The organism is Yokenella regensburgei ATCC 49455, from assembly GCF_000735455.1.
GTDB lineage: Bacteria > Pseudomonadota > Gammaproteobacteria > Enterobacterales > Enterobacteriaceae > Yokenella > Yokenella regensburgei.
Map to the genome: position 1 here is coordinate 44,705 of NZ_JMPS01000033.1, position 23,045 is coordinate 67,749.

12 protein-coding genes and 1 other RNA gene are annotated in these 23,045 nt (G+C 59.1%); 9 read left to right on the plus strand and 4 right to left on the minus strand.

The features are described 5' to 3' along the window. Nucleotides 1–339: an outer membrane protein assembly factor BamE gene (bamE, locus tag GYRE_RS10365; protein ID WP_006817449.1), complete on the plus strand. Its 339-nt coding sequence runs from the start codon at nt 1–3 to the stop codon at nt 337–339. A gap of 66 nt (nt 340–405) precedes the next feature. Here the strand turns inward: bamE and GYRE_RS10370 are convergent, their stop codons facing one another. Then, nucleotides 406–696 (minus strand): RnfH family protein, encoded by a 291-nt coding sequence (locus GYRE_RS10370; RefSeq protein ID WP_006817448.1) that lies wholly within the window; start codon nt 694–696, stop codon nt 406–408. Continuing rightward, nucleotides 686–1,123 carry a type II toxin-antitoxin system RatA family toxin gene (locus GYRE_RS10375; RefSeq protein ID WP_038255080.1) on the minus strand — a complete coding sequence of 146 codons (438 nt, stop codon included), beginning with the start codon at nt 1,121–1,123 and terminating at the stop codon, nt 686–688. Before GYRE_RS10375 ends, GYRE_RS10370 begins: the two co-directional genes overlap by 11 nt. Before the next feature lie 150 nt (nt 1,124–1,273). Between GYRE_RS10375 and smpB the strand changes: the two genes are divergently transcribed. The 7 genes from smpB to GYRE_RS10415 all read left to right on the plus strand — a co-directional run bounded on the left by smpB (nt 1,274) and on the right by GYRE_RS10415 (nt 20,659). After that, nucleotides 1,274–1,756, plus strand: coding sequence for an SsrA-binding protein SmpB (smpB, locus tag GYRE_RS10380; RefSeq protein WP_006817446.1), 483 nt, complete (start codon nt 1,274–1,276; stop codon nt 1,754–1,756). Nucleotides 1,757–2,475: 719 nt separating this feature from the next. Then, nucleotides 2,476–13,719: a BapA/Bap/LapF family large adhesin gene (locus GYRE_RS10385; protein WP_038255082.1), complete on the plus strand. Its 11,244-nt coding sequence runs from the start codon at nt 2,476–2,478 to the stop codon at nt 13,717–13,719. An 82-nt stretch (nt 13,720–13,801) separates the two neighbouring features. Next, the gene (locus GYRE_RS10390) at nt 13,802–15,208 is read left to right on the plus strand and encodes a TolC family outer membrane protein (protein WP_038255084.1); all 1,407 of its coding nucleotides are present in this window, start codon (nt 13,802–13,804) and stop codon (nt 15,206–15,208) included. Continuing rightward, nucleotides 15,205–17,391, plus strand: a complete 2,187-nt coding sequence (locus GYRE_RS10395) for a type I secretion system permease/ATPase (protein ID WP_038255086.1) — start codon at nt 15,205–15,207, stop codon at nt 17,389–17,391. Before GYRE_RS10390 ends, GYRE_RS10395 begins: the two co-directional genes overlap by 4 nt. A 7-nt stretch (nt 17,392–17,398) precedes the next feature. Further along, nucleotides 17,399–18,562, plus strand: coding sequence for an HlyD family type I secretion periplasmic adaptor subunit (locus GYRE_RS10400; protein WP_087943237.1), 1,164 nt, complete (start codon nt 17,399–17,401; stop codon nt 18,560–18,562). A gap of 60 nt (nt 18,563–18,622) precedes the next feature. Next, nucleotides 18,623–18,986: a transfer-messenger RNA gene (gene ssrA / locus GYRE_RS23710) on the plus strand. A 695-nt stretch (nt 18,987–19,681) separates the two neighbouring features. After that, nucleotides 19,682–20,659 (plus strand): glycosyltransferase family 2 protein, encoded by a 978-nt coding sequence (locus GYRE_RS10415; RefSeq protein ID WP_038255090.1) that lies wholly within the window; start codon nt 19,682–19,684, stop codon nt 20,657–20,659. Nucleotides 20,660–20,719: 60 nt separating this feature from the next. Here GYRE_RS10415 and GYRE_RS10420 read toward each other — a convergent pair whose 3' ends face one another. Continuing rightward, nucleotides 20,720–21,346, minus strand: coding sequence for a LysE family translocator (locus GYRE_RS10420; protein WP_038255093.1), 627 nt, complete (start codon nt 21,344–21,346; stop codon nt 20,720–20,722). A gap of 115 nt (nt 21,347–21,461) precedes the next feature. Here GYRE_RS10420 and GYRE_RS10425 point away from each other — a divergent pair, with 115 nt between their 5' ends. Then, nucleotides 21,462–21,926 carry an Lrp/AsnC family transcriptional regulator gene (locus GYRE_RS10425; RefSeq protein WP_038255094.1) on the plus strand — a complete coding sequence of 155 codons (465 nt, stop codon included), beginning with the start codon at nt 21,462–21,464 and terminating at the stop codon, nt 21,924–21,926. Here the strand turns inward: GYRE_RS10425 and GYRE_RS10430 are convergent. Continuing rightward, on the minus strand, nt 21,865–22,974 hold the full coding sequence (locus tag GYRE_RS10430; RefSeq protein ID WP_038255096.1) for a GlxA family transcriptional regulator: 1,110 nt from the start codon (nt 22,972–22,974) through the stop codon (nt 21,865–21,867). The two genes, GYRE_RS10425 and GYRE_RS10430, sit on opposite strands and share 62 nt — an antisense overlap. Between the last annotated feature and the right edge of the window lie 71 nt (nt 22,975–23,045).

Genomic DNA, 23,045 nt, shown 5'->3' on the forward strand with positions numbered 1-23,045 from the left:
ATGCGCTGTAAAACGCTGACTGCTGCCGCAGCAGTTCTTCTGATGTTGACCGCAGGCTGTTCCACTCTGGAGCGAGTGGTTTACCGTCCTGATATCAACCAGGGCAACTACCTGGCACCGAACGATGTATCAAAAATCCGTGTGGGTATGACGCAACAGCAGGTTGCGTATGCGCTGGGAACCCCGATGATGTCGGATCCGTTTGGCTCCAACACCTGGTTCTACGTCTTCCGTCAGCAGCCGGGCCATGAAAACCCGACGCAGCAGACCCTGACTCTGACCTTTAACGGTAGCGGCGTGTTGACCAACATCGACAACAAACCGGCGCTGAGTAAGTAATTCCGCTGGCTGAAATGCAAAAAAGCGCTCTTCTGAGCGCTTTTTTATTATTCTGAAACCAGGACATCACTTCCCGCTGGATTTCTCAGCCCGCTGGCGACGGAGCTCTTTCGGATCCGCAATCAGTGGACGATAGATCTCAACGCGATCGCCGTCATGGACTTCATCCTGCAGCTTAGCCGGGCGGCTATAGATACCGGTTTTATTCTGGCTAAGATTAATGTCCGGACGCAGCTCCAGGATGCCGCTGGCGAGGATCGCCTGCTCCACCGTCGCCCCCTCTTCCAGGGTCACACGCTGCAGATATTGTTTTTCCGGCAGCGCATAGGCCACCTCGACAACTATCTTAGGCGACACGGTAAACCTCTTTTGCACGTACGGTAAACGCCTGCACCATATTGGTCGCGAGCTCTTTAAACACCCGACCAAACGCCAGCTCAATCAGCTTATTGGTGAACTCAAAATCGAGATGAAACTCAATTTTGCAGGCGTCATGGCTCAGCGGAGTGAACTTCCAGCCGCCAATCAGTTTTTTGAACGGCCCGTCGACCAGATGCATCAGGATGCTCTGGTTATCGGTCAGGACGTTGCGGGTAGTAAACGTCTTACTTATTCCCGCTTTCGAGACATCAACTGCCGCCGTCATCTGCGTAGGACCGGCTTCCAGCACCCGGCTTCCGGTACAGCCGGGCAAAAACGCAGGATAGGATTGTACATCGTTGACCAGTTGATACATCTGTTCCGCGCTGTAGGGCACCAGCGCAGTGCGGCTAATCTGAGGCATAACAATTTCCATTCTCGAACACGCCGAAATAATACCATTTATCCCTGCTTAAAAACACGCTCGCCCACAACTCGTGCTAAGATAGCGCATCACACCCGCAGGATGGACCGGGGTTAATGAGTACCAGATAAGCGATGACTTCAGGAAATTATGACTAAGAAGAAAACACACAAACCTGGATCAGCCACCATTGCGCTGAATAAACGCGCCCGTCACGAATACTTTATCGAAGAAGAGTTCGAAGCAGGCCTGTCTTTACAGGGCTGGGAAGTAAAATCACTGCGTGCCGGTAAAGCCAACATTGGCGACAGCTACGTGATCATGAAAGAAGGTGAAGCGTATCTGTTTGGCGCTAACTTTACCCCGCTGGCGGTCGCGTCTACTCACTACGTCTGCGACCCAACGCGCACCCGTAAGCTGCTGCTGAATCAGCGCGAGCTGGACACCCTGTATGGGCGGATTAACCGCGAAGGCTACACCATCGTTGCGCTGTCGCTGTACTGGAAAAATGCCTGGTGCAAAGTCAAAATCGGCGTGGCGAAGGGTAAGAAACAGCACGACAAACGTTCTGACGTGAAAGAGCGTGAGTGGCAGGTTGATAAAGCCCGTATTATGAAAAATGCCGGGCGCTAAAACAGCCCAAATCAGCAGGTGGCCAGGTGCCACCTGTTTTTTTACTGAGATTCTATTCCAGCGCAAATATTGACAGATAGTCGTCAGCAATTATATTTAATAATTAGCTGGGACATCTATCACAATATATCATATTTCAGTTAATCATTTTTTCATCTCAACAGGAGCTGGAATTTTAATTAACTCATTCCGCGCATATAAGCCGTACATTATTTATTGCGACAAATATCACAATATCCTCTCCTTAGTTTTCGTAGGGTTTAGCACTATCCCTGCACTTAAAGCCCATAAAAAGAAGGGGCAAGTGTCAGCAGAAATATCCATATCAATCAAAAAGATAAAAATAAAACCTAAACTTTAAAAAATTTTATCACTACAACTAGTACTTTTCTCATACCTGCAAGATTTGTATTTAACTCTATCTAATCTTTATTTCACTTTGGCTTAAGTTGCGGTCCTACCCATTCCTGACTATATCTTTTTTAACTGCCAGATTAAAAAGACGATTTTAAGATCCGTCGTTACGGATAATCACACAGCGTTATTTTTACCATCTGAGCGAAAAAAATATCCGCCCAACGACGGCGGGTGAAGTGTTTTTTACACATTTTAAATTGCAAATGGACCTGTTGTTTTAAGCCCTGTCATCAGGGTCATTGTTGCACGCCAGTACACGGCGATTGCAGTACAACCACGCTCTCAATGACGGAGTGATAACAATGCGTCCTATATCTATAATTTCAAAATTAACTGGCGTGAGTAACAAGGTTGAAGCCTCTGAAATTACGCTAAGTGCACCTTCTATCGTCAAGCTGCAGCTTGAGCGTTCAGACATCACCAGCATTGTCCGCTCCGGTCAGGACATGATTATCACCCTGCACTCTGGTGAAAAAATCACCATTCATAATTTCTATGCCGGTGGTAATCAGGATCCCAGTCAGCTGGTGCTTGAAGATAACCACGGTGCATTGTGGTGGGTTCAGGACACCGACGGTGCCTTCCACTTCGAACATATTGATGATTTAACCCCGCTGATGGCCGCCGAAGGGAGTCATGACGGCGCTGCCGCCTGGCCGTGGGTGCTGGGTGCACTCGCGGTTGGCGGTGGTGTTGCTCTGGCAGCCAGCGGCGGCGGGGGTGGCGGCGGAGGAAGTGACAACAACTCAGGCAATAACGGTAGCGGAAATGGCAATGGCAACGGAAATGGCAATCCAGGAAGCGTCAACCCTGGTGGCAGCAAAGATCCTGATCCCTCCAGCCCGGATCCTAAAGCCCCTTCTGTACCTGTCCTCGGCAGCATTACCGATAACGTCGCCCCGGTAACCGGCACGCTGCAACCCGGCCAGGCAACCAATGACAACACGCCGACCCTGCAGGGTACCGGTACCGCGGGCTCCACGGTACATATCTATGATAACGGCACTGAAATAGGTAGCGTGGTGGTCGATGGCAACGGTAACTGGTCATTTACCCCGACAACCCCGCTGGCCGACGGTTCGCACCAGATAACGGTCAGCGCATCTAATGGGTCGGGCAGCAGCGAAACCTCTGCCGGGTGGCCCATCGTCGTGGATACCGACCCACCGCCGGCGGCGACCGTCAGCCAGGAAATTGATAACGTCGGCTCCATTCAGGGCGCCATCCCCAGCGGCGGCGTCACCGACGATGCCACGCCAACGCTCACCGGTACCGGCGTCGCCGGATTCACTATTTCGGTTTACGACAACGGCGGCGTACTGCTTGGTACCACCGTTGTGGATAGCAGCGGTAACTGGAGTTTCACCCCGGGCACACCGTTGAGCGACGGTGTCCATAACCTGACGGTGATTCAGTCAGATGCCGCGGGCAACCCAAGCGTTGCCACCACGGTTCCAGCCTTTACTGTCGATACCACCCCGCCGCTGGCCGCGACGATCACCGGGATTAACCCTGAAGGGACTACCGTCACCGGTAGCGCAGAGCCCGGCAGCACGGTCACCATCATCGACAGCAATAATCATGTTCTCGGTTCCGTTGTCGTTGATAACAGCGGCAACTTCAGTATCGGTATTACGCCTGCGCAAACGCATGGCGAAGCCCTGACCGCAGAAATTCACGATGCCGCCGGTAACACAGGCCCGGATACTCCGTTCAACGCCACCAGCTCCGGCCTCCCGACGGTACCGGTGATTGTCAGCATCGTGGACGATGTTGCACCGGGCACGGGCCCGTTAAGCAACAATCAGTCCACCAATGACTCTACCCCGACCATTTCAGGTACTGCGGACCCAAATACCACCGTTAATATCTATAACAACGGTGCTCTGCTGGTCAGCGTCTCCGTTGACGGTAGCGGGAACTGGAGCTGGACGCCGCTGGTCGCGCTACCGGATGGCCCACATGCCTTTACGGTGACCGCCACCAACGCGGCGGGCACCGGCGCGAGCTCCGGGGCATTCACCGTTAACATCGATACCACGCCACCGGCGCCCCCCACCGACCTGGCCGTCTCACACGATGGCGTCACGGTCACCGGTATCACAGAAGCCGGAAACACGGTGGTCATTAACGACAGCCACGGTAACCCGATTGGTACCGGCACCGCCGGGCCTGATGGTCATTTCAGTATTACCATCGCCCCGCCACAGACCAACGGTGAAACGTTGACGGCGGTGGCGACGGATCCTGCCGGAAACCCAGGTTTACCGGGCATAGCCACCGCCCCGGACACCACCGCTCCGGTACCACCTTCCAACCTGGTCATAAACCATGCAGGGGATCAGGTCACCGGTACCGCAGAGCCGAACAGCACCGTGCATATTCTTGATCCGCACGGCAATATCATCGGCACCGCCACCGCCGACGGCAGCGGAGCCTTCACCGCCACGCTGGTTCCACCACAGACTAACGGCGAAGTACTGGAAGCAAACGCGACCGATGCGGCGGGTAACACCAGCACCGACACGCCGGTTACCGCACCGGATACCACACCACCAAACGCCCCGACAGGCGTCGTCGTCGCCGGAGATGGCGCATCCGTTACCGGCAGCGCTGAAGCGGGTAGCACGGTCATCATTAAAGACGATCACGGAAATACTATCGGCCAGGGCCAGGCAGATGCCGGCGGTAACTTCACGATCCCAATTTCACCGGCGCAGACTAACGGTGAAACGATAGGTCTGACGGCAACCGACGGCAGCGGCAACACCAGCCCGAACGCCTCGGCGGTTGCCCCGGATATCACCCCACCCGCCACGCCGATTATCAGCGCGGTCATCGACGACGTGGCCAACGGCCTGGGGCCGATTGGCAATGGTCAACTGACCAATGACGACAAACCCACGCTGCAGGGCACGGCGGAAATTAACTCGCAGGTGAAGATCTACGATAACGGTGTCCTGCTGGCAACCGTAGGTACTGATGGCAGCGGTAACTGGAACTACACGCCGGGGACGTCGCTGGGTCAGGGCGCACACGTGCTGACCGTGACCGCTACCGATGCGGCGGGTAATACCAGCCCCGCCGCCAGCTGGAACATCATCGTCGACTCTGTCCCGCCGCAGGTCCCGGTATTAACCCTGGTGAACGATGATGTGGGCACCATTACCGGCAACGTCCTCAACAACGGTAACGTGACCAACGATACGACCCCGACCCTTTCCGGTACCGGCGAACCCGGCACGCAGGTGAGTATCTACGACGACGGGGTCCTGATGGCCACCGTCACCGTCGACAGCGGAGGAGCCTGGAGCTACCCGGTGCCGGTTGGTCAGGCGCTGGGCGATCGCGATCACAACATCACCCTCACCGCCACCGACGCGGCGGGTAACGTCACTACCTCTCCGACTACGGTAACCATTACCGTTGACACTCAGGCGCCTTCGGCCCCCGTTATCATCGCCGCGGCAGACAATGTCGGCAGCGTGCAGGGCGATCTCCCGACCACCTCGCGCTCTGACGACACCCTGCCGCTGCTGAAAGGCACCGGCGACGTCGGTTCCACCATTACCATTTACGATGGCGCAACCCCCATCGGTACCACCACCGTTATCGCCGGCGGCACCTGGAGCTTCCAGGTGACGCAGCCGCTGAGCGAAGGGGCGCACGCGCTCTCCGCCGTCGCCAGCGACGCCGCTGGCAACACCAGTGCCGCCGGAAACTTTGCCCTGACTATCGACACCACCCCGCCAGCCGCACCGGTTATTCTCTCGGCGCAGGGGCTGATCGGCAGTACTACCGTCACGCTCGTTGACGGCGGCAGCACCAAAAGTACGGCTCCAACTATTTCCGGCACCGGTGAAGCTGGAGCGAGAATTATCATTTCGGATAACGGTACGGTGATTGGCAACACGACGGTGCAGCCAAACGGCACCTGGACGTTTGTTCCGTCACCGCCGCTGGCCGATAATGCCCAGCACCACTTCACCGCCACCGCCACCGATGTGGCAGGCAACATTAGTATTCCATCCGCCGACTTCACGCTGACGGTCGACAACCTGCCGCCGTCGCAGCCGCTGCCGCCGACCATTACCGATGATGTCCTGCCGGTGGTCGGGGTCGTGACCAACGGCAACACCAACGACACCACACCAACCTTCAGCGGCACGGGTGCGAACCCGGGCGATACTATTTCGGTCTATCTCGATGGTAATGCTACCCCGCTCGGCACCGCGCTGGTGGCCGCTGATGGCACCTGGAGCTTTACGCCAGGCACCGCGATAAACCCGGACAGCTATCAGATTACGATCACCGCGACCGACGCCGCCGGCAACGTCAGCCTGCCGTCGCTGCCGATTACGCTGAACATCGATATCACCCCTCCGGGTAACCCGACGATCCTCGCGGCGAACGACAACGTCGGTACCATCCAGGGCGACCTGGCACCTAACGCTATCACCGACGACAACACGCCAACCATTCGCGGAACCGGAGATAACGGAGCGACCATCACTCTGTACAACGGTAGCACCGTGATCGGTACCACTACCGTCGTCGGCGGACTGTGGAGCTTTACCCCTGGTACCGCCCTTGCCGACGGCAGCTACACCATCACCGCCATTGCCACCGACGCGGCCGGTAACCCCAGCGGCAGCTCCAACAGCATCTCGTTTACCGTTAACACCGTGCCGCTGACCCTGCCGCAGGTGACCGATATTCAGGATAACGTAGGGGTCATTACCGGTTCCGTAAGCAACGGTGGGGTAACCGACGACACCACGCCAACCTTCAGCGGCACCGGTACACCAGGCAGCACCGTACTGGTCTATGTTGATGGCCTGCCGATTGCCGTAGCCGTTGCCACGGTGGGGGCAAATGGTACCTGGAGCGTCGATGTTCCGCTGGGCGTGGTCAACGGCCCGCATACCATCACCTTCGGCACCCAGGATGCCGCAGGCAATAGTCTTCCTGCCGGTAACCCGATAGTCCTGAATCTGGACACCAGCCCGCCAGCCCCTCCGCTGGTCACTATCGTCGATCCGAACGGTACGCTGGTCAGCGGTACCGCCGAGCCCGGCAGCACCGTGATTATCAAAGACAACGGTGGCAATGTGCTTGGCACCGGCCTGGCGAATGCGATCACCGGGGCATTTACCGTCACTATCTCTCCGGCGCAGACCACCGGTACGGCGCTGACGGCGACCGCGCAGGATACGGCGGGCAACCAGAGTCTCCAGACGCCGTTTATTTCCGCCATCTCAACGGTCCCGCATCCGCCAACGCTTGAAGTGTTTGATGACGTCAGCCCGATTACCGGCGTCGTCGGTAACGGTAAAACCACTAACGACACGCTGCCTACCCTGCAGGGCGTTGCCACCGCGGGCGCAACGGTGCATATCTACCAGGACGGCGTACTGATTACCTCCGTACCGGCTGATGCCACCACCGGGGCGTGGAGCTACACGCTCCCGACGCCGCTGGTGAACGGCAGCACCCACAGTTTTGCGGTGTCCCAGACCGTCACCGGGGTCGACAGCGGCCAGTCACCGACCTACAGCATCACCATCGATACCAGCGCACCGCTGGCACCGGCCATTACCTCGGTCACTGACGACGTAGCACCGGTTGTCGGTACGGTGAATAATGGTCAGGCAACCAACGACGCGCAGCCAACCATTAACGGTACCGGCGAAGTCGGCGCCACCATCACCATTTACGATGGTGGCGTGGCCATTGGTACCACGGTGGTGAACGGCAGCGGCAACTGGAGCTTTACCCCGACGGGTACGCTCGGTGACGGTAGCCACACCTTTACCGCCCGCGCCACCGATGCGGCAGGTAACCAGGGCGTGGCATCCGGTAGCTACCAGATAACCATCGATACGGCTGCACCTTCCGCTCCGGCCATCGTGACCGTAACCGATGATGTCGGTACCGTGGTGAACCTCACCCCAGGTCAGGTGACCAACGACAACACCCCGACGCTGACCGGCACCACCGAACCTAACGCACTCGTGACCATCCGCGACAACGGTACGGTAATCGGCACCGCCACCGCCGACGGCTCCGGGAGCTGGACCTTCACCCCGGGCACGGCACTCGGTGACGGAAACCATTCGCTGACCGCCACCGCAACCGATGCGGCAGGCAACATCGGTACTGCCTCGACGGCGTTCCCGATTGTCGTCGACACCACGCCGCCGCCTCCACCGGCAATCGTCACGGTAGTGGACGATGTGGGGGGTACCGTACAGCTGACTAACGGCCAGCTCACCAATGACGCCCAGCCAACGCTTAACGGCACCGGCGAAATCGGTGCGACCATCACCATTCGCGATAATGGCGCACCTATCGGCACCGCTGTCGTCGATGGCTCCGGCAACTGGACCTTCACCCCGGGCACCGCGCTCGGTCAGGGACCGCACGTATTCACCACCGTCGCCACTGACCCGGCGGGCAACACCGGTTCACCGTCGGCGTCCTTTACCATTCAGGTGGACTCCATTGCGCCGCCGGCCCCGGCCATTGTGACGGTGCAGGACAATACCGCGCCGGTGACCGGCCCGATCGCCGGCGGTGGCATCAGCAACGAAAGCCATCCGGGTCTGACCGGGACCGGCGAAATCGGGGCGACTATCACCGTAATGAGCGATGGCGTGGCAATCGGCACCACCATCGTGGGGGCGGGTGGCACCTGGAGCTTTACGCCAGGTACCGCGCTCACTAACGGCCTGCACACGCTGACCGTCACCGCGACGGACAGCGCAGGCAACGTCAGCGCACCGTCCGCCGGGTTTACCTATACCGTGGATACCGCCGCGCCGGGGATCCCGGCGATCGGTCAGGTGGTTGACGATGTGGGCGCGCTGCAGGGTGACCTCAGCAGCGGCCAGGCAACGGACGATACCCGTCCGGCGCTCAGCGGCACCGCTGAGGCCAACTCAACGGTGAAAATCTACGATAACGGCAGCCTGATAGGCACCGTCACGGCGGATGGCACCGGAGCCTGGAGCTTCACGCCGGGTACCGGGCTTACCAACGGCCCGCATGCGCTGACCGTCACGGCAACGGATGCAGCAGGTAACGTCAGTGCACCATCGACGGCGTTCAACATCGTGGTGGATACGGTAGCTCCTCCGGCACCGGCGATTATTCAGGCGGTTGATGATGTGCAGCCTGGCACCGGGATCCTGCTAAGCGGTGCGTTCACTAACGACACCCAACCCTTGCTGAGCGGTACGGCGGAAGCCAACGCGAAAGTGGCTATCTATGATAACGGCACCCTGCTGACAACGGTTACCGCAGCGGCGGACGGCAGCTGGAGTTATCTGCCAGCGGCGCTCGGGAACGGTCAGCACGTGTTCACCGCCATTGCCACCGATGCCGCCGGTAACGTCGGCCCGACGTCGCCGGGCTTCACCCTCAATATCGATACCGTTGCACCACCAACGCCGGTGCTGCTGACGGTCGTCGATGACGTTGCGGGTGGCGTCTTCAACGCCGCGCTGACCAACGGCGGTCTGACCAACGATGCCCGCCCAACCCTGAACGGCACCGCTGAGGCAGGCAGCACCGTCAATATTTATGACGGCGGCACCCTGCTCGGCACCGCCTTGGTTCAGGGCAACGGCAGCTGGACGTTTACTCCAACCGCCCCGCTCGGCACCGGTTCGCACAGCTTCACGGTGACCGCGACCGATGCCGCAGGCAACACCAGCGGCGCCACCGCGGGCTTCGGTATCGTCGTCGACACCACACCACCGGCCACGCCGTCGATCACCAGCATCATTGATGATGTCGCCGGCGGTATTTTCAATGGCCCGATCGGTAACAACCAGCTAACCAACGATGCGCAGCCGACGCTGAACGGCACTACCGAAGCCAACGCCACGGTCAACATCTATGACAATGGCACCTTCGTCACCAGCGTCACCGCCGACGGCAGCGGTAACTGGAACTACACCCCGCCGACCGCGCTGGCACAAGGCTCGCACTCGTTCACCATCACCGCCACCGACGTCGCCGGTAACACCAGCGGTATGTCAGCAGCGGCAGCCATTATCGTTGATACCGTGCCGCCGCCGGTTCCGACCGGCCTGACGGTGAACGCCAACGGTACGCTGCTCACCGGGGTGGCGGAGCCGAACAGCACCGTCACGATTACATCGAGCACCGGGACGGTACTTGGCACCGCAACGGCGAACGGCTCTGGTAACTTCAGCTTTACGCTGAGCCCACCGCAGATAAGCGGACAAACGCTGCTGGTCACCGCTCAGGATGCCGCAGGCAACGTCGGCGCAGCAGGCAACGCGCTGGCACCGTTCACCGGCGCCCCACCAGCACCGCTGCTTATCAGTGTGATTGACGACGTCGGCCCGATCCTCGGCACGGTGGCCGCCGGTGCCAGCACCAACGACACCCGTCCGACCATCACCGGTACGGCGCAGGCAAACGCCACCGTCAACGTCTTCAACAACGGCGTACTGATGGGCAGCACTACCGCCGACGGCAACGGCAACTGGAGCTTCACCCCAACCAACGCTATCAGCGAAGGGGCGCACGCCTTTACTGCAACCGCGACCAACGTCAACGGCACAGGGGTTCTGTCCACCTCCTACAGCGTTGTTGTCGACACCACCCCTCCGGGGGCACCGACGGCGCTTATCAGCACCGACGGCGGCACCATTACCGGGGTCGCGGAAGCAGGCAGTACGGTCACTATCACCCTGCCGGGTGGTGGCACGGTCACGGCTATCGCCAACAGCAGCGGGGTGTACAGTGTCACCCTGCCGGTGCGCCAGATTGAAGGGCAACTGCTCTCCGCGACGGCCACCGACTCGGCGGGCAACACCTCATCGCCAACGTCGATTACCGCACCGGTACTGCCGCTGCTGGCGGAAGACAACATCACCACTCTGGCGCTGCAAACCAACGCCACCGTCACGACCCAGCATCTGGACGACTACGGCTTTATGCTGGTGAACGCGCTGGGAACGGTCGCGAACGTGCTGGGCAATAATACCGCCTCGGTGAACTTCAGCGTCGACCCTAACGGCAGCGGCTCCGTCACCATTAACGCCGCTGCCACCGGGATCGTGCTGTCGCTGCTCAGTACCATGGAGATTGTGATCCAGCGCTTCGACACCGGTCTGAACGCCTGGGTCACGGTGGTTGATACCTCGAATCCGCAGTTCGCCAACCTGCTGACCATCGGCTCCAGCGGCGTGACGCTCAACTACGGCGGTTTAACCGGCGGCGACTACCGGGTGGTGACCTACAACACCAACCTGCTGGCCACCGGGTCCTATACCAGCCTCGATGTCGCACTGGTGAAAACCAGCGCCGGGACCATCACCGGTAACACCTCGGAAACGGGGAACGTGATCACCGACACCGACCCGACCAACGGCCAGGACAACGCGCCGTCAGGTACCGTGGTGACCTCCATTACCGATGCCAACGGCAATACCATCGCCGTGCCGGTCGGCGGGATTGATGTTCAGGGTCAATACGGCACCCTGCATATCAACCAGAACGGCAGCTACACCTACACCCTGACCAACACCTCGGCGTCGGTGTATGGGCGTACGGAAAGTTTCACCTACACCCTCACCCACGGCACCGATCACTCTTCGGCGAAGCTGGTGGTTTCCCTTGGCCAGAGCCCGGCGGCGAGCACCGTCACGGCGGTTGATGACACGGCATCGCTGACCTACAGCACCACCGTCGCGTCGGTCGATAACGGTACCTCGCACCAGGCGGGCTTCACGCTTGCCAACGTCGGGCTGGGTAACGTGCTGGACGTGAGCCTGGTCAACGGCTTAACCGACCCGGTGAAGTTCAACGTTGATGCCGGTGCCACCCGTACTCTGACGGTACAGGCCAGCGTTCTCGGGGTGACGGTCGGCGGGTTCGATCTGTACGTCTACCGCTTCAACCCGGCCATTCAGCAGTACGAGCAGTATCGCGTACAGCCGAACTGGATAACCGCGCTGCTCAGCGGTAACTCCACGGCCTACACCATCACGCTGCCGGGCGGGGACTATCTGTTCATGCTCCTCGCCTCCGGCGGGCTGGCGCTGGCCACCAGCTACACCATGAATATTCAGGCGGATCACACCTACGCGGTGGACAGTACTACCGCCTCCACCAACGGGAATATTCTGGCGAACGACTCGGCGCCGGCAAATACCGTGGTGACGGAGGTGAACGGTGTGGCGATCAACAGCACCGGCACCACCACCATCACCGGTCAGTACGGGACATTGACCATCGATGCGCAGGGCCACTACACCTACACCCTGAACAGCGGCGTGGGCGCCGACACCATCAGTACGCCGGATAGCTTCGTCTATACCGTCCGCGCGCCGAACGGTGATGTCAGCAGTGCGTCGCTGAATATCACCGCAACGCCGCTGGCGCTGGATGCGGTCAACGACGTCAGCAGCCAGATTGCGGTCACCACCCTGCAGGACACCTCGCAGCCGTTCACCGACAGCAGCGTCGGCAACGCCAGCTGGAGTGCGCAACTGCTCTCCCCGACTTCGCAGAACGGGACCGGGACGGTCGAAGTGGCGGCGGGTACGGCGATCACCAACGTTATCCTGCACTTTAACGTTGCGTCGCTGCTCTCGCTCGGCGGGCTGACCGTCACCTGGGCGCTGTACGACAACAACAACGTTCAGGTGGCTCACGGGTCGTTCAACGGCGGGCTGCTGCTCGGCGGCAATATCGATATCGCCCTCAGCGGTGTCGAACTGCACGCCGGGAACTATCGCCTTGACTATACCGGCAGCGTGGGCGCGCTGGGTCTGGGGAATATCACCGTCACGCCAACCGTTCACGGCACCACCGTGGCGCTGGCGAACTATGAAACCTCAGGAGTGAACAGCGTCACCGGCAATATTTATGCCGACGACCATATCAGCAGCGTGCATACCCTGCTGACGGTGAACGGCGCGGGCGGCAGCACTGCCACTCTCGATCCGTCTACCAGCAGCACCGGCACCGCCACCATCAACGGCCAGTACGGCACGCTGACCATGGGCGTTGACGGGCATTACACCTACACGCTCAACAGCGGGGTTTCCCTCTCGGCGATGACGACCAAGGAGACGTTCACCTACACGATTAACGACCAGAGCGGCCACACCAGTACCGCCACCCTGACGATTGATATGAATCCGCAGGTGGTGAGTACCGACCAGGCCGACCGTCTGGTGGGCAGCGTGTACGGCGATACGTTGATTTACCACCTCCTGAGCGCCAACGACGCGACGGGCGGCAACGGCACCGCGGATACCTGGAGCAACTTCTCGCTGGCGCAGGGCGACAAGATAGACGTCAGCGCGCTGCTGGTCGGCTGGGACGGGCAGAACTCATCGCTCGGCAACTATCTCACCGTCACCAGCAGCGGGAACAACACCGTGATCTCCATCGACCGTGACGGTACGGGCACCACGTACCACTCCACTAACCTTGTGACCCTGGAGAACGTTCACACCACGCTCGATGAGCTGGTACAGCAGAACCATATTGTCGGATAACGAATAAACAGCAGTACCTACAGCCCCGGACGCACGTACGTCCGGGGCGTAAACGTCAGATTTGCTTTATTAGGGACAAAATATGGGAAAATTACAGCCCGTGGCCTGGTGGCTGGCGTGTTGCCTGTGTTCAGCCCAGGTCTACGCCGAAGACGCACCGCAGTTCATCACCACTCAGGGGCTCGCCGAAGAGCAGGAGCTCCCCGCACTGGACGGCAGCGCCTCGCTGAAACTGGCGGCCGCTGCGCCCGGCACGCTGACGCTCAACGACGCGGTCACCCGTGCCGTAATGTGGCATCCGACCATTCGTGAAGCCATCGGCAAACTCTGGTCGCAATCCGAGCAGGTCAACGTCGCCAAATCGAAGTACTACCCGCAGGTCAGCGCCGGAATGAACAACGGCTACTCCAATACCTACACCGACGGCGGCTTCAGCCCGTCGCTGGTACTCTCGCTCTCGCAAATGCTCTATGACTTCGGCAAGGTCGACAGCCAGGTGCGCGCACAGAGCGCGGGCGTCGCGCAGGAGCAGGCCAACGTGCTGGTGAGCATTGATAACGTCAGCCACGACACCGCCATAGCCATGGTGCAGGTGCAGACCTGGCAGCAGATGGTGGACATCGCCAAAGAGCAGCTCGAGGCGCTGAGCGCCATCGGCAAACTGACCCAGCAGCGTAATGACGAAGGGGCCACGTCGCTTTCGGACGTGGTGCAAACCGATGCGCGCATTGAATCCGCCCGCTCACAGCTGATCCAGTATCAGTCGAGCCTCGACAGTGCCCAGGCCACGCTGATGAGCTGGCTCGGCTGGGATAACCTGAACGGCATCAGCAACGACTTCCCGGATAAATTCAACAAAAGCTGCGATATCGCCAAGCCGGACGACCGGCTGGTGCCCGCGGTGCTGGCCTCCTGGGCGCAGGCAAACGTCGCCAAAGCCAACCTTGATTACGCCAACGCGCAGATGACGCCGACCATCTCGCTGGAGCCGCAGGTGCAGCACTATCTCAACGACAAATACCCGAGCCACGACGTGCTCGACCGCACCCAGTACTCCACCTGGGTAAAAGTGGAGATGCCGATTTACCAGGGCGGCGGCTTAACCGCCCGGCGCAACGCCGCCAGCCACGCGCTGGAGGCGGCGCAGTCCGGTATTCAGCGCACCCGCCTCGACGTGCGGCAGAAGCTGGCGGAAGCCCGCAGCCAGGCGCTGAGCCTGTATGGCGCCATGCAGGTGCTGCAGCGCCAGGAAACCCTCAGCGAACAGACCCGTGAGCTGTACCAGCAGCAGTACCTCGACCTCGGCTCCCGCCCGCTGCTCGACGTGCTGAACGCAGAACAGGAGGTGTACCAGGCCCGCTTCGCCCGCCAGCAGACCGAGAGCCAGCTGCGGCAACTGCAGATCAACTGCATGTACAACACCGGCCAGCTGCGCCGCGCCTTTGGTCTTGAGAATCGCAGCATTCAGTCAGTGGAGATCCAGCCATGACCCACGCCGCCCCGCATGTAGAAGAGTTACTCACCGAACGCGCCCTCAGCAACTGGGCGCTGGCCATCAGCCATATTGCCGGGCACTATCGCGTTGCCTGCTCGCCGGGAACCTTACAGGCCAACGCGCCGTGGTTTAAAGATAAAAGTATGGTCTCCGCGCTGACGCAGCTTGCGCGCCAGGCCGGACTGTCGTTTAAGTTACTCACCCCGTCTCAGGAGGCGATAGCCCACTGGCGTCTGCCGGTGATCGTCAGCCTCAACGACGGTAAACTGGCGGTGATCGAGCATTTTGACGGCGAGAACACCGTCGATATCAGCCTTATCGATGGCGATCGCCAGACTAACCGCGTGGCATACGACGAGCTGTTATCGGAGATCCGTTTTATCGCCGCCCTGCGTCCCCTCTCGGCGCTGAAGGACAGCCGCGTGGATGCCTACGTCACCCGCTTCAGCCCCGACTGGCTGAAAACGCTGGTGATGATGGACGTTCGCCCCTACGGCCCTGTGATGTTCGCCGCCCTGCTGGTGAACGTGCTGTCGCTCTCCGGGATTATTTTCTCGATGCAGGTCTATGACCGGGTGATCCCGGCACAGTCTTACCCCACGCTGTACGTGCTGGCAACCGGAGTGCTGGTTGCCACCGTGTTCGGCTTTCTGCTCAAAATTGCCCGCAGCCATATCATGGACGTGCTTGGCAAACGCGCGGACATGCGCATCTCTGATCGGGTATTCAGCCACGCCCTGCGCCTGCGCAACAGCGCGGTGCCGCGCTCCACCGGTAGCTTTATTTCGCAATTGCGCGAGCTGGAGCAGGTGCGCGAGATGATCACCTCCTCCACCATCTCCACCATCGTCGATCTACCGTTCTTTTTCCTCTTCATCGTGGTGCTGGCGATCATCGCGCCGCCGCTGGCGTGGATAGCCCCCGTGGCCGCCATTCTGATGGTGCTGCCGGGGCTGATGCTGCAAAAACGCCTGGCGATGCTGGCCAACCAGGCGGCACATGAATCTACCCTGCGCAACGCGGTGCTGGTGGAGAGCGTGCAGGGCCTGGAGGACATCAAGCTGATGCAGGCCGAGAACCGCTTTCTGCAGCAGTGGAACAGCTATATTCGCATCACCGCCGAATCCGGCCTGCGCACCCGCGAGCTGACCCAGGGGCTTATCAGCTGGGGAATGACCATTCAGAGCCTGGTCTACACGGCGGTTATCCTCTTCGGCGCGCCGATGGTGATCGAGGGCGAACTGACCACCGGTTCGGTGGTGGCGGCCTCGATGCTGGCCTCAAGGATGATTGCTCCGATGGCGAACCTCTGCGGCGTACTGGCCCGCTGGCAGCAGGTGAAAGCGGCGAAACAGGGGCTCGACAGCATTATGCAGCTCCCGACCGAGACCCAGCGCGATGAACGGATGGTGCATCAGGAAATTTTCCACGGCCACTACGTGATTGAGAACGCGCAGTTCCGCTATCACAGCGAAGATCAGCGCGTCCCGCTGCGGATCGCGCGTCTTGAAATTCACCCCGGCGAGCGCATCGCCCTGCTCGGGCGCAATGGCGCGGGTAAATCGACTCTGCTGCAGGCGCTGGCGGGCGGCGTGGATGTGATAAGCGGCGATGTGCGCCTCGACAACCTCAGCATGGAGCAGATAGACGCGGCGGATTTACGCCGCAACATCGGCCTGCTCAGCCAGAACGCCCGGCTCTTTTTCGGCACCCTGCGTGAGAACCTGACCCTCGGCGCGCCGCACGCCACCGACGACGCCATTTTCGAAGTGCTGGAAATCAGCGGCGGCGGCGATTTCGTCAAACGGCTGGCGAAGGGGCTCGACCATCCGATTATGGAGGGCGGTGCCGGGCTTTCCGGCGGCCAGCGTCAGTCGATTCTGCTGGCGCGGATGCTGCTGCGCTCGCCGAATATCGTCCTGCTCGACGAACCCACCGCCTCGCTCGATGACCACACCGAACGCGATTTTATTCAACGCCTGCACCAGTGGCTGGGTAACCGGACGCTGATTGTCGCCACCCACCGGGTGCCGGTGCTGGATCTGGTGGAACGCATCGTGGTGCTGAAAGAAGGGCAGCTGGTGATGGACGCGCCGAAAGCACAGGCGCTGAACAACGGCCGCACGGCGGCGCAGGCCAACGCACGGGAGTGGAAAAATGAAAACCAGTCCGCATGATGCCGCGATGGAAGACCCGGACATCCGCCGGGAGAGCGAATACTCCGGCGCCAGCCGCATTATTATGCTGAGCGGCCTGATGTTTTTGATTTTCTTCGTCTGGGCGTGGTTCGGCACCCTGGATGAGGTCTCTACCGGCACCGGCAAAGTGGTGCCCAGCTCGCGCGAACAGGTGCTGCAATCGCTTGACGGCGGTATCGTGGCCGAGCTGAAAGTACGCGAGGGCGACATCGTGCAGGCGGGGGAAATCGTCGCCCGCCTCGACCCGACGCGTTCTGAATCAAACGTGGGCGAAAGCGCCGCGCGCTACCGCGCCTCGCTCGCCTCCAGCGCCCGCCTCTCCGCCGAGGTGAACGATGCTCCGCTGGTCTTCCCGCCGTCGCTGAAGGCGTGGCCGGACTTAGTCGCCTCTGAGACACGGCTGTATAAAACCCGCCGCGCCCAGCTCGCCGACTCCGAGTCTGAACTGCGCGACGCGCTGGTGTCGGTCAACAAAGAGCTCGCCATCACCCAGCGTCTTGAGAAAAGCGGTGCCGCAAGCCACGTGGAGGTGCTGCGCCTGCAGCGCCAGAAAAGCGATTTAGGCCTCAAAATTACCGACCTGCGTTCGCAGTATTACGTGCAGGCTCGCGAGGAGCTGTCAAAGGCCAACGCGGAGGTCGACATGCTCTCGGCGGTGCTGAAAGGGCGTGAAGATTCGGTGACCCGCCTGACAGTACGCTCGCCGATGCGCGGGATCGTGAAAAATATCCAGGTCACCACCATCGGTGGCGTTATTCCGCCAAACGGCGAGATGATGGAGATTGTGCCCATCGACGACCGGCTGCTGATTGAGGCGCGCCTCTCGCCGCGCGATATCGCCTTCATCCACCCCGGACAGCGGGCGCTGGTGAAGATAACCGCCTATGACTACTCGATTTACGGCGGACTGGAGGGCGAAGTAGAGACCATCTCGCCGGACACCATTCAGGACAAAGTGAAGCCCGAAGTGGTGTACTACCGGGTGTTCATTCGTACCCATCAGGATTTCTTGCTGAACAAGGCCGGGCGCAAGTTTTCCATCGTGCCGGGGATGATTGCCACCGTAGATATCAAGACCGGTGAAAAAACCGTCGCCGAGTACCTGATTAAACCGTTCAACCGCGCAAAAGAAGCGCTACGTGAGCGTTAAGTAAGCAGAACCAGGCTGGTATTGCTCATGACAATTCTGTTATACTCGGCATAACACATTGGGGCTGATTCTGGATTCGACGGGATTTGCGAAACCCAAGGTGCATGCCGAGGGGCGGTTGGCCTCGTAAAAAGCCGCAAAAAAATAGTCGCAAACGACGAAAACTACGCTTTAGCAGCTTAATAACCTGCTCTGAGCCCTCTCTCCCTAGCTTCCGCTCTTAAGACGGGGATCAAAGAGAGGTCAAACCCAAAAGAGATCGCGTGGATGCCCTGCCTGGGGTTGAAGCGTTAAAACTAATCAGGCTAGTTTGGTAGTGGCGTGTCTGTCCGCAGGTGCCAGGCGAATGTAAAGACTGACTAAGCATGTAGTACCGAGGATGTAGGAATTTCGGACGCGGGTTCAACTCCCGCCAGCTCCACCAAAATTCTTGGTTGATGGTCACCAGAGCCTGATACGAAGTCCTGAAAGCCCGCATGGCGCAAGTCCTGCGGGCTTTTTTGTGCCTGTTACCGTCCACCAGAAATTGACCATGGAAAGCCCCCCAGGACTGACGCCACCTCAGATAGATTGCGTCAGCGCCAGTCGGAACAATAATGCAGCCACTAGCCGTCATCACCCTCGGTGTTTGCATCTACGCTGGTTGTTACCGGCCATTGAATGATTCGGGCAATCTCCTCCGCGGCGGATTCACCAAGCCACCCGGCCAGATAGTCGAGCGCTGGTCTGGCCGCATTCTGGGGTACCAGACTTCGAAAGTTAAACGCCCCCCCGCCTCCCTCACACATCCCAGGCCAAAAATCATGTGCAAAGAGAAATTGAGACAATTCAGCCTCAGCTCACGGCTGAAAAACGGCTTAAAAAGTTCCTAAAAAACCCAGATAGCACAAAAAGCTTAAAAATCATTGCGTTAGTTGCGCCATGGTACAATCACATGCTGAAAAAAACCTTTGTCTCCCTGTCTCACCGCCCTGGAGTGTTCCGAAAAAACGGATTTTTCATAATTGACGTGAATGAATCGTACCTAAACATATGTAGAATTAGACAGAAAAAATTCGACAGTAAAATGTGCTTGGTGCATAATTAAAGTAGTGAAAATTTATTTTTAACGAGCAGCAAATGAAAGATATTTTTCTCAGCATCATTGTTCCGACATACAATAATGATAAATATATATACGACTCGCTGCTCCCGGCATTAAAGCAGTGCGATGAGAGCGTGGAAATTATCATTATTAATGACGGCTCGACTGACAACACTGATGATGAGATAAAAAGAGCATTAAATACCGAACATCGTGCTCATATTAAATACCTTAACCAGAAAACCAATATGGGGATTGCTCAGACCCGAAATATTGGTCTGGAGCAGGCCAGCGGCGAGTACATCTCGTTTCTTGATGGCGATGACCTGTGGTTTGATAACTTCATCGAGGTCGTGTACCCGATTCTGAAGAACGACAAGCCTGATCTGATTGACTTCGACTACATCAAGTTCCGCACCGAAGATACCAGCCTGCCGGTGAAAGCGTGCATCGACGAACTGCAGAAGTGCATCCACAAGAACGACCCGGCGGTGCTGCATGGCTGCTTCAAGCGTTCACACTGGCACGTCTGGAGCAGAATATTCAAAAAAGATATTTTAGGCGATCATAAATTCCCGTCGAAGGGCAGATATGAGGATATGTATTTTACGCCGTGGCTCTATTTCAAAGCTAAAAGTATCGTTTCCATTAAGCTGCCTCTCTATTTGTACCGTCATAACCAGCACGGCATTACTCAGAACATTATTTTTGATGATATCAAAAATATGACCGACAGCCTTGAGTACACGATTAACGAATTCAACGTTTACGATAACAATAAAGAAAAACAGCAGCTGTTAAAACTGGTTATTCTGAACTGTTTCGTGGAAATAAAAAGCATTCACAAAAAAATACATGGTTTTTATAATTACGATCAGCGCACCTGTGACCTGATCAAGAAAGCCTCGAATTTTATTACCGACATGGACATGAAGCCGCGCCTGCGCTTTCACGCCAGACACCCTGAGCTGATGAAAACCACCTCAAAAGTGTTTCATACGTTTAAGAAGTAGCTTTTCTCTCCTGCCAGAAAAACCTGCCACAATGCCGGAAGCAACAGCCACCGGCATCTGTCATCCTTGATACTGTGCCACCATCTGCCCGTACAGCAGCATTCCGGCAATCAATATCATCATCGCTCCCGAAACCCGGCTCACCATTCGCGCCGCCTGCGGGCGGGTGGAAAGCACCGCACGGGAGCTGTAGCCCACCAGCAGATAAATAATGGTGCAGGTGAACAGGTGCATAATCCCCAGCACCGACATCTGCATCGCCACTGGCCAGCTACCGTGCGGATCGGTGAACTGCGGCAGCAGCGCCAGGAACAGCAGAAAGACTTTCGGGTTCAGGCCACTGATGCACAATCCCTTTATCGCCAGCCGCTGGCGGTTGGCAGGAGCCGTTTCCCCGGCGGTCAACGCGGGGGGATCCCGCAAAATACCGATACCCAGCCACAGCAGATACAGCGCGCCCAGCAGGGTGATCGCCGACAGCGCCAGCGGATGACCGGCAATCAGCACCCCCACGCCCGCCACCACAATTACCGTCGCCAGCAAATGCCCGGACATCAACCCGGCCACCGCCGGCACAATCCCCCGCCCCTGGATCCCGGTGCTGATGGCATACGCCCAGTCGGCCCCCGGCGTCATGATGAGCAAAAATGAAACCAGCCAGAACCCTGCAACAAAACTCATCTCCACGCGCACTTCCTTCCCAACGGTGATATTTATCGGCAAAGAAAGAATATCGTTATTGCAACGCAATGAGCTTTCAATATCATGCCAGTAAGCGTTACAAATTGAGAGGATCTTCTAAATGGACAGCATTGATCGAAAAATTCTTGCTGAGCTGCAGTCTGACGGTCGGCTGTCGGTCACCGAGCTGGCGGAACGGGTGAATTTAAGCCTCTCCCCCTGTCACCGCCGCCTGCGCGCGCTGGAGGAGAGCGGCGTTATCACCGGTTATCGTGCGAACCTGGATCCGGGGAAAATGGGTTTTAACTTTGTCGCCCTGGTGTTTGCCACCCTGCGCGAGGGCGATCGCAAGGCGGTCAGCGCCTTTGAAGAGGCGGTGGAGGAGATCCCGCAGATTGTCCACGCCCAGCGTCTGTTCGGCGATCCCGATTACCTGATGCACGTGGTCACCCGCGATCTGCCGGCGTTCCAGAAACTCTACGACCAGCAGCTCTCCGCCATGCCCGGCGTGCAGCACCTGCGCTCTACGCTGGTGATGAAGACGGTGGTGCAGGACAGACCGTTTCCGCTCGACACCCTTCGCTGACCGGTTCTCGCGAAGCGCGATAATCTCCCGGCGTACACTGGTACTGCTGGCGAAAGGCGCGAATAAAGTGCGCGCAATCGCTGAAGCCGGTACGCAGCGCAATCTCGGTGACGCTCTCCGCCGAGTTCTTCAACAGCCAGCGGCCATACTTCAGCCGCGCAGCGCGAATAAACTCGCCGGGCGTCTGGTCGAACTCCTGGCGGAACAACCTTGTCAGCTGCCGCGCGCTGATGTTCACCTGGCCTGCCAGCCACTCGGTGCTGACCGGGCGCACCAGCGACTGCTCGATAAGAAACACCGCTCGGCGCAGGCGTCCATCCGCCACCCGGGTGAAGCCGAGCGCGCGTGAAACGGACACCGGCGCGGCGTCGATGCGGTTCGGCACCGCCATCTGGTGAATCGCCTTGGTGGCGCGATCCGGCCCGCAGTGGCGGCGGATAAGCTCGCTCGCCAGACCAATGGTGGAGATCCCGCCCGGACAGGTCAGCACGCCCCGGTCGTCAATAAAATCGCTCCCCGTTTCGGCATACACGCCCGGGAAGCGCGCGCGGAAATCAGCAATATGGAACGGATGCAGCGACGCCCGCCTTCCCGCCATCAGCCCCTCTTCCGCCAGCACAAAGCTGCCGGTACACACCCCGGCTACCGGCACACCCGCGGCGTACGCCCCGCGCAGATACTCGCGGCCTGGCGGGCTGCCAGCATGCAGGCTACGCAGCAGCCCGCCGATGACCACCACGTAGTCGAAGGTTTCCGGCGGCAGAAAGCCGCAGTCGGGCTGAATAGTGATGCCGGAACTCGACGCCACGCGAAGCCCGGGATCGTGGCTCATGATGGTCCACGAGCAGCGCACCTGCTGGCTGTTGTCGCCCATATCCGCCGCGTGGCGCAGCGCATCCAGCAGCCCGGCAAGCGACATCAGGGGAAATTCAGGCCACAGCAGGATCCCCACGTTCAGTTCCGGCGCACCGCCGTTCGGCCAGCCGTCGGGCAAATTATCTATCTCATCAATAAACTGCCAGGAAATATCGCGCGGCGGTTTCGTCATTGAGCATGCCTCCTTTGGCCGATTGTGCAGGCGCTTATTCTGCCGATGTCCGTTGGCTTATGCAAAATGTC

Excerpts from the sequence above, each read along its gene's own strand:
- GYRE_RS10425 (WP_038255094.1), top strand. The coding sequence starts at position 21,462 with ATGGACAGCATTGATCGAAAAATTCTTGCTGAGCTGCAGTCTGACGGT.
- GYRE_RS10400 (WP_087943237.1), top strand. The coding sequence starts at position 17,399 with ATGGAAGACCCGGACATCCGCCGGGAGAGCGAATACTCCGGCGCCAGC.
- GYRE_RS10395 (WP_038255086.1), top strand. The coding sequence starts at position 15,205 with ATGACCCACGCCGCCCCGCATGTAGAAGAGTTACTCACCGAACGCGCC.
- GYRE_RS10390 (WP_038255084.1), top strand. The coding sequence starts at position 13,802 with ATGGGAAAATTACAGCCCGTGGCCTGGTGGCTGGCGTGTTGCCTGTGT.
- GYRE_RS10375 (WP_038255080.1), bottom strand. The coding sequence starts at position 1,123 with ATGCCTCAGATTAGCCGCACTGCGCTGGTGCCCTACAGCGCGGAACAG.
- GYRE_RS10385 (WP_038255082.1), top strand. The coding sequence starts at position 2,476 with ATGCGTCCTATATCTATAATTTCAAAATTAACTGGCGTGAGTAACAAG.
- GYRE_RS10430 (WP_038255096.1), bottom strand. The coding sequence starts at position 22,974 with ATGACGAAACCGCCGCGCGATATTTCCTGGCAGTTTATTGATGAGATA.
- smpB (WP_006817446.1), top strand. The coding sequence starts at position 1,274 with ATGACTAAGAAGAAAACACACAAACCTGGATCAGCCACCATTGCGCTG.
- bamE (WP_006817449.1), top strand. The coding sequence starts at position 1 with ATGCGCTGTAAAACGCTGACTGCTGCCGCAGCAGTTCTTCTGATGTTG.
- GYRE_RS10415 (WP_038255090.1), top strand. The coding sequence starts at position 19,682 with ATGAAAGATATTTTTCTCAGCATCATTGTTCCGACATACAATAATGAT.